The organism is Tautonia sp. JC769, assembly GCF_040717455.1.
Taxonomy (GTDB): domain Bacteria; phylum Planctomycetota; class Planctomycetia; order Isosphaerales; family Isosphaeraceae; genus Tautonia.
The window spans coordinates 1-11,858 of sequence record NZ_JBFEFH010000041.1; the positions used below are offsets into that span (position 1 = coordinate 1).

Sequence of the window (11,858 nt, forward strand, 5' to 3'; positions counted from 1 at the left end):
GACCCGGATGGTGGCCGAGGAGCGCGTCGAGCGCGTCCCGGTGACCACCTGCCGCTATGTGACCGAGGAGCGGGTCGATCGCGTGCCCGTCCGTCAGGTCCGTTATGTGACGGAGACGGCGGAGCGCCAGGTGCCGTTCCTGGTCGAGGAACAGGTGCCGGTGACGGTCCAGCGGTGCGTGCCCCACGTGGTCGCCCGCCCGGTCCCCGTGACCGTCACGTCGATGGTGCCCGTGGTGGTGCCCACCTGTCTGACCTGCCCGTAAGATGTGATGCTCGACGTCGCGTCGGAAGGCAACAAGGGCCCTGGCAAACCGCGTTTGCCAGGGCCCTTTTGCGTCGTCTGGGCGCGAGCAGATCGGGTCAGGCGTTGACGACCCGGTGGTCGATCTTCTCGGGCCGATACTCGCCGAGGCCGAGATACCCGGAGAGGATGACGTGCTGGGGTTGCCGCATGTCGAACCCCTCGCGTTCGGCGTCGATGCCGAGCTTGCCGACGGCGCCGACGGGGGCCAGGCCCATCTGGCGACGCTTGGCGTCGATCATGTCCCACTCGATCCGGTCCATGGCCACGGGGTCGGTGGCGAGCAGGAGGGCGTTGTTCTCCCAGGTCCAGTGCGGATTCTCGGCCCGGGCGAAGGGGCCGCCCTGGTAGACGCCGACGATGCCGTCCATGATCTGCAGGACGCACTTCTTGCGGATGATCGGGTGGCTGACGACCTCGGGGATGAACTGGTTACAGACGTTCGCCTCGGCCGAGCTGTGCGACCGGGCGACGTTGTTGACCAGGCCGTGGCTCATGTTCTTGAGCGCCCCGGTGATGCCGGCCGAGCCGTGGTCCTTGAGGACCGGCAGCAGCACGACCTTGTTCACCTTGCGCGTGATGAGTGTGCCCAGGTGGGAGCGGAAGGCGCGGTCGTCCTTCGGGTCGTGGTCCTTGTGGATCAGGTTCATCGAGACGTATTCGTCGGGATCGTAGCCCGAAACTGCGTCGCCGTCGGGCCAGGCGATCTCGAGCTGCGAGGGGTCGTTGCCATAAGTCAGGCCGCCCCAGGAGATGCCGTCGGGGACGCCGTCGGCCATGCCGGCGTCGAGGAATTCGGAGCGGTAGCGCTCGAAGACGAACATGTCTCGGGTCTTGACCCCGGCGGATTTGAGCCCCTCGACGATTTCGAGCATCAGCTCGGTCGAGCTATTGGCCAGGGGACGGCCGACGGGGTTCATCTTGATGGCGACGACGTCGCCGGGCTCGAAGAAGGAGCGCCAGGCGGAGACGGCGTCGTCGGCGCCGGTCAGCTCGGCCATGCCGCGATCGAGGGCGCCCTTGATGGCGGCGCGATCGCGGACGCCGTTGTTGATCATGCCGGGCTTGCGGACCTCGATGACCCGGCCGGGGTAGGGGCCGGGGATGCCGAGCGGTCCGTCGAGCGCGAGCGGGTCGGCCGCGGCCCCCGGTTCCTGGGCCGAGGCTCGGAGACCGCCCAGTGCCGAGAGGGCCGCCACTCCGGTCAGGAAGCCGCGACGGGGGAGGCGTAGTCCATCGGGTGCGGGATGTTCGTGCATCGGCTCACTCCTTGAATCGGGAACGAAAGCGGGAGTCGGGCAGGCCCTACCGACTGTTTTCCGGGATGTCTTCGGATCGGTCAAGCGCCAGGAGGTACTTGAGGACGAGGGCGTAGGAGGATTCGTAGACCGCGGTGTCGACGTTCTCGAAGCGGTCCTTGTCGGAGTGGATCAGCTCGAAGCGGTCGAGGGGCAGGCCGTCGAAGGTGATGGTGGGGATGCCGACCTGATCGAAGGGGATGGAATCGGCCCCGACGCCCCGGATGACGTGGCTTTCGAGCGGCAAGTCATGACGCTTGGCGACCTCGTGCGCGATGGCTTCCAGGGCGTCGTTCGAGCCGTTGGACCAGATGAACGGGCCGCCCGCGCCGAGGCACTCCAGGTTGACCATCGCCCGGACGGAGCCGACCCCGTCGTCGCCGAGATCATCGACATAACGCTTCGAGCCGAGCAGGCCGAGCTCCTCGTGCGCGAAGCCGATGAAGACGAAGGTGTGGCGGGTGGGGACGTCCTTGATCGCCTGATAGAGGTTGGTCGTCATGCAGGCGCCCGACCAGTCGTCGATGATCCCGTGACCCGCGGGGACCTTGTCGAGGTGGCCGCCGACGACGATGACCCGGTCGGTCTCCCCCGGTTTGGTGGCGATGACGTTCTGGAGAACGGGCTGCTCGGGCTCTCGGCCGGGGACGTCCTGGAGGGCGATGGCATCGGCCGGCGCCCCGGCCTGCTCGAACAGCTCCTTGAGCTTCGCGACGCGATCGGGATTCTCGAGGGGGGCCGAGGCCAGTTCGCTCAGGAGCTCCTCCGCGGCGACCGGGCTCGGGCTCGGTGTCGTTTCCTGGGCGCTCGACGTGAGTGCCGACAGAAGGACGCACAGGCCGGTGACGGGGGACGCGAGACGGACGTGAGGCATCGTGAAACTCCGAGGGTGCGAATCGGGCGAGGCCCAGGACCGTTGCCCCCCGTTTGGTTCGCGGGGTCGAAGGATTGGTCCGGTTCCTCGGGGCGGCGAAATCGGTCGAGCGCGGTGAACCCTCCGGCCACTCGACGCGACCAGATCCGGAGGGCAGGGGAGTGCCGACGCGGCTGGTCAACTCGGGAGGGGCCGGATCGAGGTGCAGGGCCCGGGACTCATCCGATCACACGGCGTGATCGGATACAAGGACCCAGGGCATCCTCGGGCCATTCGCCCCGGAGGATCGCCGCGAGGAGCCGCCGCGGGATACTCACCATCGCCCTGGCGACGATCGACGGCGTGTCGCCCGGGCCAATCTTGACGAACGACGCGGGGAGGCTCATACTACTTACCGTTCGGTATAGAGGCGGAGGTGAGCGTGTCTGACACCGTGAGAGCGACGGCTCCGGACAAACAGAAGGGGGATGCGGCTCGGGAGATCCTGCGAGCGGCGGCCCGTTTGTTCGCGGATCGGGGGTTCGACGCGACCTCGGTCCGGGAGATCGTCGAGGCGGCGGGGGTGACCAAGCCGACGCTCTACTATCACTTCGGGAGCAAGGAAGGGTTGGCCCAGGCGCTCCTGTCGCGCCCCCTGGGGCAATTGATCGACGAGCTGCGCGGGATCGTCGAGCGGTCGAGCGACCCGCTCGAGGCGCTCGTCGCCCAGGTCGAGGCGCACTTCGCCTTCTGTCGAGAGGATCCGGACCGGGCGCGATTCGTCTACGCCTTGTTCTTCGGGCCGAATTCGCCCGGCCTGTCGTCGCAGGTGGCGAACTACGGCAAGCAGATGACGGAACTCTTGATCGAGACGACCCGGCGGCTGGCGAATGCCGAGATCCTCGCCGAGGATCGTGCTCGGCGGTGTGCCGCGGCGGTGCAGGGGCTGATCACGATCTACACGGCGGATTATCTCTATCAAGGCGCGAACCTCGAGGCGGGGCTGGCGCGTCGCCTGGTTGAGGACTTGCGTGCCGGGTTCGGGGCGGTTCGGGCGAGTGACGGGACGGGGATCGGGTGACAGGGACTTCATTGATTGGGGCGTTCATGAACGCGATCGTGTCTCGACGCCGGCGGGGAACCTCGGGTGCCCTCGCCCCCTTGCTGGCGGTTCTGGTTGCGTTGGGGTCGGGATGGGGGTGCGGGGAGGCCGGCGACCGGTCGCTTGAGGGCACGACGGCCCCGGTCGCCCCGGTCGTGGTGACGACCGCCCCGGCCGTCCAGCGGCCGATCGAGCGGTCGATCGAGGTGGTGGGGACCCTCTTCGGGTGGGAGGAGGTGACGCTCGGCTCGAAGCAGACGGGCCGGGTGATCGCGGTGAAGCATGACGTGGGCGATCGGGTCAGCCCTGGCGAGTCGCTGGTCGAGCTGGACCCGGTCGATGCCCGGTTCGCGGTCGAGGAGTCGCGGTCGAGGCTCCTGGGAGAGCTGGTGAAGCTCGGGATTTCGTCGGAGGTGGCGGATCGGTTCACCTCGCAGTACGGCATCTCGGAGGCGATCCTCCAGAACGACGAGGTGGTCGAGATCATCCGCAACACCCCGCCGGTCAAGCAGGCCCAGGCGACCCTGGAGCTGGCGGAGATCCGGTTGAACCGACAACGCCAGCTCGCCTCGAGGAGCGCGGGGACCGTCCAGGAATTGCAGGATGCCGAGAGCGAGAAGCGGGTGGCCGAGGCCGCGCTCGACAACGCGACCCTGACGGCCCGGACGGTGATCGCCAACGCGCTCTCGACGTATGTGGCGATGGAACAGGCCACGGAGGTGCTCCGAGAGATGACGATCGAGGCGCCTCGGCCGTCGGTCCTGCCCCCCGGGGTGGAGTCGATGGGGGAGCTGCGTTACGCGATTAGTCAGCGATACGTGGCGGAGGGGCAGTTCCTCCGGCCGGGAGACTCGGTGTATGACCTGGTCCTGGAGCATCCGTTGCGTCTTCGAGCGGACGTCCCGGAGCGTTACGGCGCCCGGGTCGCGGAAGGCCAGTCTGTGGAGTTGAGCGTGGCGTCTCATCCGGGCACGAGCTTTCGTGGGACGATATCCCGGATCAACCCGAGGATCGATCCGGTGAGTCGGACCTTCGAGGTCGAGGCGGAGGTTGCGAACGAGGATCTGGTCCTGCGTCCCGGGAGTTTCGCCAAGGCCCGGGTCGTGACCCTGCGCGAGGATGACGCGACGCTCGTGCCGATCGAGGCGGTGGTCAGGTTCGCCGGCGTCGTCAAGCTCTTTCTGGTCGATCCCGAGAGCGGCGGGGATCGGGTCAGGGAGGTTCAGGTCCGGACCGGGGTCCAATCGGGCGAGATGATCGAGATCCTCGACGGGTTGCCCGAGGGGTCGGTGGTCATCACCAGCGGCCAGACCCGGCTCGCCGACGGGAGCACGATCGTGCTCCGGGGCGAGGTCGGTGCCGAGGCGATCGAAGGGCAGGAGGGGGACGCACCCTCCCCGGAAGTCGCCGGGCAGGGCGAGTGATTCGACGGGCGTGCACCACTCCCGTGCGGCTGGTTCGGGCCGCATTTGCTGCCAACGTCCGGATTGCAGCGTGAAGGCCGAGAGTCGTCGAGGGCCGGCGCTCGGGCGGCCTGGGTCGGTCGTGATGGTTTCCTGCGGACACGACCGAAGTCTTCGATCGAGATCTCCATTTCAAGCGTCGAGGCCGGAGCAGCCATGACCATCTCGGACGTTTGCATCAACCGGCCGGTGTTCACCTGGGTCCTGGTCCTGATCCCGGTGGTGCTGGGGGTGGTCAGCTACAACCGATTGGGCGTGGACCTGTTCCCGGATGTCGAGTTCCCGGTGGCCTCGGTGACGGTGGTCTTGCCGAACGCGAGCGTGGAGGAGATGGAGACCTCGGTCACGAAGCCGATCGAGGACATCCTGAACACGATCTCGGGGATCGAGGAACTCCGATCCGTGACCTATGAGGGGATTTCGGTCCTCACCGTGCAGTTCGAGCTGTCGAAGGACGCCGACGTCGGGGTGCAGGAGGTCCGGGACAAGGTCAACGCGGTGCTCCCGATCCTGCCGGAAGGCATCGAGTCGCCCGTGGTCTCGAAGTTCGAGACGGACTCGATCCCGATCCTGACGATCGCGGTCTCGGGCCGTCGGGACTTCCGGGAGGTCACGGAGCTGGCGCGTCGCCAGATCAAGGAACGGCTGGAGACGGTCAGCGGCGTGGGGGCGATCTCGCTGCTCGGCGGCCGGACCAGGGCGATGAACGTGATCGTGGACACGGACGCGCTCGCGGCCCTGAATCTCTCGATCGAAGATGTTCGGTCGGCCTTGCTCCGGCAGAGCCTGGAGGTGCCGGGGGGCCGGGTCGATCGCGGCAGCCGGGAGGAGATCCTCCGCGTGCTGGGCCGCCTGGAGACGGAGCAGGAGTTCAACGACCTGATCATCACGACCCGGGGCGGGTATCCGATCAGGATTCGGGACATCGGCCGCGCCGAGGATTCGATCGAGGAGCCGCGGTCGCTGGCGAGGCTCGACGGCCAGAACGCGGTGAGCCTGGTCATCCAGAAGCAGTCGGGCACCAACACCGTGCAGGTGGCCCATGAGATCAAGGAGCGGCTGGGGGAGCTGAGGGAGGCCCTGCCGCCGGACATCGAGACGGTGATCATCCGGGACCAGTCGCGGTTCATCGAGCAGTCGATCGAGGAGGTGAAATTCCACCTGATCCTGGCGGGGATTCTCGTCTCGGGAACAATCTTGATGTTCATCCGGGACTGGAGGACGACGGTCATCGCGACCCTGGCGATCCCGACCTCGATCATCCCGACCTTCCTGTTCATGGACGTGATGGGGTTCACCCTGAACAACATCACGATGCTCGGCCTGATCCTGGCGATCGGGATCGTGATCGACGACGCGGTGGTCGTTCACGAGAACATCTTCCGGCACATGGAAGAAGACGGGATGGACGGGATGACGGCCTCCCGGATCGGCACGCGAGAGATTGCGTTGCCGGTCTTCGCGACGAGCCTGTCCCTCATCGTGATCTTCCTTCCGATCGCGTTCATCGGCGGGATCGTCGGGAGGTTCTTCGCGAGCTTCGGGTTCGTCGTGGCCTTCGCCGTGGCGATGAGCCTGTTCGTGTCGTTCACCCTGACGCCGATGCTCTGCAGCCGGTTCCTGAAGCTGGAGGAGGTCCGGGATTCGGGGCCGGCGAAGTCGAAGGCCGGTGTCTTCTATCGGGTCGTCGATCGGGGCTACGGCTGGATCCTCGGCTGGTCGTTGCGGCACAAGGGGGCGATCGTCGCCCTGGCCTTCGCGACGATCGGGGCCACGGTGCCCATCGGGATGGCGACCGGCTTCTCGCTGATCCCGAGGGACGACCAGAGCGAGTACGAGGTGGTGGTGACGACGCCCGAGGGCTACACGCTGGATCAGACCGATCGGGTGATGCGCGAGCTGGAGCAGCGGATCCGCCAGTTGCCGGGGACGAGGAACCTGTTCACGACGATCGGCTCGCTCTCGACCGGGCAGCAGGTCAAGGGGCAAGGGGACGTGACCCAGGCGTCGGTCTATGTCCGGATGGAGGAGCTGTCCGACCGCGACGTGAGCCAGTTCGAGGTGCAGGACCAGGCCCGGGAGCTGCTGGACGTGTATCCCGACCTCCGGCTCAGCGTCAACGACGTGTCGGCGTTCCAGGGGGGGGGCCGGGCCCAGATCTTCCAGATGAACCTGGCGGGGCCGGATCTGGAGAAGCTGGCCGACTACGCCCAGCAACTGCTCGAGCGTCTGGAGGCCCACGGGGGGATCACCGACCTGGATACGACGCTCTCCCTGAGCAAGCCGGAGGTCCGGGTGGCGATCGACCGGGAACGGGCGGCCGACCTGGAGATCCCGGTGGCGACGATCGGCGACAGCCTCCGCGTCCTCGTGGGCGGCCTGCCCATCACGACCTTCCGCGATGGTGGGGAACAGTATGATGTCTGGCTCCGGGCCCGATCCCAGGACCGCGATTCGCCCGAGGCGCTCGAGAACCTGAACCTCGCCTCGCCGACGGCGGGCCTGGTGAAGCTCACGAGCCTGGCCCGCCTGGAATCGGACCTGGGCCCGACCGAGATCGAGCGGCTCGACCGGGAGCGGATCGTGACCGTCCTGGGGAACCCGACCGACTCCATGCCGCTCGGCCAGATCGTCTCGCTCTCGAACCAGATCCTCGACGAGATCGGCATGGAGCCGGGCTATCGGGCCGTCGTGTCGGGCCAGGCGAAGACGCTCGAGGAGACGTTCGTCTACTTCACGGTGGCGTTCATCCTCTCGACCGTCTTCATGTACATGATCCTGGCCGCCCAGTTCGAGAGCTGGCTGCAGCCGGTCGCGATCCTGATGGCCCTGCCGGTGACGGTCCCGTTCGGCCTGCTCTCGATGCTGCTCTGGAACACGCCGATGGACCTGTACGCCATGTTCGGGCTGTTCATGCTGGTCGGGATCGTCAAGAAGAACGGGATCCTGCAGGTCAACGCCACGAACGACCTGAGGGCCGAAGGGTGGCCCAGGCACGACGCGGTGATCGGCGCGAACCACCTGAGGCTCCGGCCGATCTTGATGACCACGGTGATGCTCGTGGCGGCGATGATCCCGATCGCGCTGGGGCAGGGGCCGGGGGCCGGATCGCGGGCCAGCATGGCCAAGGTGATTATTGGTGGGCAGATGCTCTCATTGGTCCTCGCGCTGGTGGTCACGCCGGTCTTCTATGTGTTGCTCGACATGTGGACGAACTTCACCCGCCGGATCGGCATTCGCTTCTCGGTGCATGATGACGGGCGATCGCGGGACGAGACCCCGGCGGGCGCGGAGACTCCCGAGCCTTCGGGAGAGCTGACGGCGCTCACCGCCCCGGGATCGGAGCATCGTTGACACGTCGCACGAACTGAGGCGAGATGGATCGTGGTGATCGACTCGACCGAGTCGGAACCGACCACTACCCCGGGGACTGTTGTGATGGCCACCACGACTCCTGAAGACCGTTACCCGCTCATCGAGGACTCGACCATCGAGTTCCCGTCGGCAGCAGACCGCGGGAGGGTCTGCCTCCGGGTCCGGTGCGATGGCCTGACCGATCGGGGCATCCGGCGCTCGAACAACGAAGACAACTTCCTGATCGCCCGCCTGACCAAACGCCTCGACGTCTGCCGGAGCAGCATCCCTCATCGGGACGACGGTCGGGCGGCCGAGGAGATGGCCCACCTGCTCGTGGTGGCCGATGGACTGGGGGGCGAGGCGGCCGGGGAGGAGGCGAGCGCCCTCTCCATCGCCACGGTTGAAGACTTCGTCTTGAATTGCTTCAAGTGGTTCCTGCACTTCGAGCCCGGCGAGAAGGACGAACTGGTCAGGGAACTTCGCGAGGCCCTGGAACGGGCAGACCAGGAGGTGTATCGCAAGGCCCGATCGCACCGGGGGTTGAGCGGCATGGGGACGACCCTGACGATGGCCTACTCCGTGTGCGACACCCTCTACATCGCCCACGCGGGGGATTCGCGGGCGTACCTGCTCCGCGAGGGGCAGCTTGCCCGGGTGACTCGGGATCACACCTATGCGCAGATGCTGCTCGACTCCGGGGCGATCAGCGAGCAGGACGCGCAGCGGTCGGGGCTTCGCAATGTCGTGACCAACGTGGTCGGCGGGCCGAGCGAGGGCGTTTACGTCGAACTCCACAAGCTCCGGATCCAGGACGGCGACGCGCTGCTGCTCTGCACGGACGGCCTGACCGAGCCGGTGCCCGAGGCGATCATCGCAGAGGTGCTGGCCGAGCATGACCACCCCGGGGAGGCCTGTCGGTCGCTCTTGCAACGGGCCCTCGATGGCGGAGGGCCGGACAACATTGCCATGATCCTGGCACGATTCTCGATCCGATACGGTTGACTTCAATGCGTCGAGCGCCTCAGAAGGTCCGACGAGGACTTGCAACGCGGGCCGGATTTGTGCCATTATTTCGGCTTCCTCGCTCCGTTCCCGGGCTCGTTGGACGATGGGGCGAGGCCCCCCATCGGTCGCGGTACGAGGGGCGGTCGCCCGGTCCCCTCGGAGCGAGGCCATGATGAACCAGTGGCAGGGCTGGCTCTACGCTGCCGCCGTCCTGATCCCCTTGATTGCGTTCGCCATCCAGATCGTGGCGAGTCGGGGATTGCGACATCGGAATGCCTGGGTCGCTTCCGGGGCGATCGGGGTTTCGTTCCTCTGCTCGGCCATTGGCTTCGTTTCGTACTGGCTCGAATCGGGTGGGATGCCCGCGCCGCATCATCATGCCTCCTCGCCGGGAGACGGTGCCGAAGTCCCCGGCGACCGGTTCGGAGCGGGAGCCCTGGATGACGGGCTCCCCGATCGCGGGCATCACGGGGGAGGTCACGACGAGAAGCTTGCCTGGACGGGGCAGTGGACCTGGGTTGCGCTGGGTGATCGCCTGGCGGACGACGGCCGGGCGCTGGCAATCCCGCTCGGGATTTACGTGGATCAACTGACGGCGATCATGTTCGTGATGATCACGCTGATCGCGTCCTTGATTCACGTTTACTCCATGTCGTACATGGCGGGGGACCCTCGGTACCCGAGGTTCTTCGCCTATCTCTCGCTCTTTTGCTTCGCGATGCTGGGGCTGGTGGCGGCGGACAACGCCTTCATGGTCTTCATCTTCTGGGAGCTGGTCGGACTCTGCTCCTATTTGCTGATCGGGTTCTGGTACGAAGACCGGGCGAACACCGACGCGGCGAACAAGGCGTTCATCACCAACCGGGTCGGCGACGTGGGGATGCTGCTCGGCCTGGGCCTGCTCTGGACCCAGTTCGGCACGTTCAATCTCGCGGACCTGAACGCGGGCCTCGCTCAGGTTGAATCGAGGCAGGTTGATCACCTGGGGCGGATGACGGCCGACGATCCGGGCAAGGGCGTCGCGGTGTCCGTGGGAGGCGTCGAACGCCCGGCCCCCTACTGGGTCCTGGTGCTGGCGGGCCTCGGGATTTTCGCCGGGTGCGTGGGGAAGAGTGCCCAGTTCCCCCTCCACGTCTGGTTGCCGGATGCCATGGCCGGGCCGACACCGGTGTCGGCCTTGATTCACGCGGCGACCATGGTGGCGGCGGGCGTCTATCTGGTCGGGCGGTTCTTCCCGTTGTTCACGGCCGAAGTGTTGCTGATCATCGCATATACCGGGGGGGTGACCCTCTTCCTGGCCGCGACGATCGCGTTGGTCCAGGTGGATTATAAGAAGGTCCTGGCGTATTCGACCGTCAGCCAGCTCGGCTTCATGATGCTGGCGCTGGGCGTGGGCGGCTGGGCGGCCGGGCTGTTTCATCTGCTGACCCACGCCTTCTTCAAGGCGCTGCTGTTCCTGGGGGCGGGGAGCATCCACCACGCGGTCCACACGTACGACATGCGACCCCTCGGCGGCCTGCGCCGCAGGATGCCGATCACGGCGACGACCATGCTGTTGGCGACGCTGGCGATCTCCGGGGTGCCCTTGTTCAGCGGTTTCTACTCGAAGGATGCCATACTGGCCTCGGCGATCCACTTCGTCCGGGCCGAGCCGAAGCACCTGCTCCTGCTGATCTTGCCGGCGGCAGGCGCGGCGATGACGTCGTTTTACATGTTCCGGATGTGGTTCCTGATCTTCACCGGGGAGCCGCGCGGGACGTCGTCGGGGGTGGCGGTCGATGGCGACCCGATGGCCCATGCCCACGAGGGCGGGCCGCTGCTGACCTGGCCGCTGCGAATCCTGGCGGTTCCCACGGTGGCGATCGGCTGGCCCCTGACGGTCCTCCCGCTGGCGATCTTCGGGCTCCCGTTTCACCCGGTCCTGGAGAACTGGCTGGCGTACGGGGAGCCGTTGCCCGCCCAGCCGCTCGGCTCGGCGTCGCTCTGGGCGGCTTCGACCTCGCTCCTGGTGCTGGTCGTCGGGGTCGGCCTGGCGTTCCTGTCGTATCACCCGAGCAAGACCATCCGGCGGATCGACCCGGCCCGGATGGCGCATCACATGGGCGGGCTGTACGCGCTGTTCGTCAACAAATGGTATGTCGACGAGATTTACGACGCCCTGGTGGTCAGGCCCATTTTGGGCATCGGCCGGGGCCTGGCCAGGCTCGATCGCGTGGTGGTCGACGGGATCGTCGACGGCTCGGCGGCGCTGGTCGTGGTCCTGAGCCGTTGGAATCGGATCGTCGATCGTGCGGTCGTCGATCGGTTGGTGGCCCTGGTGGCGCAAACGGTGTCGGTCCTCGGTGGCATTTCCCAGCGATTCCAGGCCGGTAAGCTTCGGGGATACCTGATGCTGCTGTCGCTGGCTGTCGTGCTGTTCTCCGTCGGCATTTACGTCTGGATCAGCCGCTAGGCGATCCTCGCCCCCGCAACCCCAT

At 66.8% G+C, this 11,858-nt stretch carries 7 protein-coding genes and 1 pseudogene; 6 read left to right on the forward strand and 2 right to left on the reverse strand.

Features of this window, described 5'->3' with window-relative positions; translation table 11 throughout:
- Positions 1-265: pseudogene (locus AB1L88_RS25240) on the forward strand (hypothetical protein); the annotation flags it as partial.
- A gap of 97 nt (positions 266-362) precedes the next feature.
- Here AB1L88_RS25240 and AB1L88_RS25245 read toward each other — a convergent pair.
- Both AB1L88_RS25245 and AB1L88_RS25250 read right to left on the reverse strand, forming a co-directional pair.
- A complete protein-coding gene (locus AB1L88_RS25245) occupies positions 363-1,562 on the reverse strand; it encodes a DUF362 domain-containing protein (RefSeq protein WP_367099484.1) in 1,200 nt (399 codons plus the stop codon).
- 46 nt (positions 1,563-1,608) lie between these two features.
- Positions 1,609-2,475 carry a M28 family peptidase gene (locus tag AB1L88_RS25250; RefSeq protein WP_367099485.1) on the reverse strand — a complete coding sequence of 289 codons (867 nt, stop codon included), beginning with the start codon at positions 2,473-2,475 and terminating at the stop codon, positions 1,609-1,611.
- 421 nt (positions 2,476-2,896) lie between these two features.
- Here AB1L88_RS25250 and AB1L88_RS25255 point away from each other — a divergent pair, with 421 nt between their 5' ends.
- From AB1L88_RS25255 to nuoL, 5 genes are all read left to right on the forward strand, one after another.
- Positions 2,897-3,535: a TetR/AcrR family transcriptional regulator gene (locus tag AB1L88_RS25255; protein ID WP_367099486.1), complete on the forward strand. Its 639-nt coding sequence runs from the start codon at positions 2,897-2,899 to the stop codon at positions 3,533-3,535.
- Between the two features lie 26 nt (positions 3,536-3,561).
- Positions 3,562-4,980, forward strand: a complete 1,419-nt coding sequence (locus AB1L88_RS25260) for an efflux RND transporter periplasmic adaptor subunit (protein ID WP_367099487.1) — start codon at positions 3,562-3,564, stop codon at positions 4,978-4,980.
- Positions 4,981-5,175: 195 nt separating this feature from the next.
- Complete coding sequence (locus AB1L88_RS25265; RefSeq protein WP_367099488.1) at positions 5,176-8,373, forward strand: efflux RND transporter permease subunit; 3,198 nt, start codon at positions 5,176-5,178, stop codon at positions 8,371-8,373.
- 84 nt (positions 8,374-8,457) lie between these two features.
- Complete coding sequence (locus AB1L88_RS25270; RefSeq protein ID WP_367099489.1) at positions 8,458-9,378, forward strand: protein phosphatase 2C domain-containing protein; 921 nt, start codon at positions 8,458-8,460, stop codon at positions 9,376-9,378.
- A 172-nt stretch (positions 9,379-9,550) separates the two neighbouring features.
- Complete coding sequence (gene nuoL / locus AB1L88_RS25275; protein ID WP_367099490.1) at positions 9,551-11,833, forward strand: NADH-quinone oxidoreductase subunit L; 2,283 nt, start codon at positions 9,551-9,553, stop codon at positions 11,831-11,833.
- Positions 11,834-11,858 lie beyond the last annotated feature (25 nt).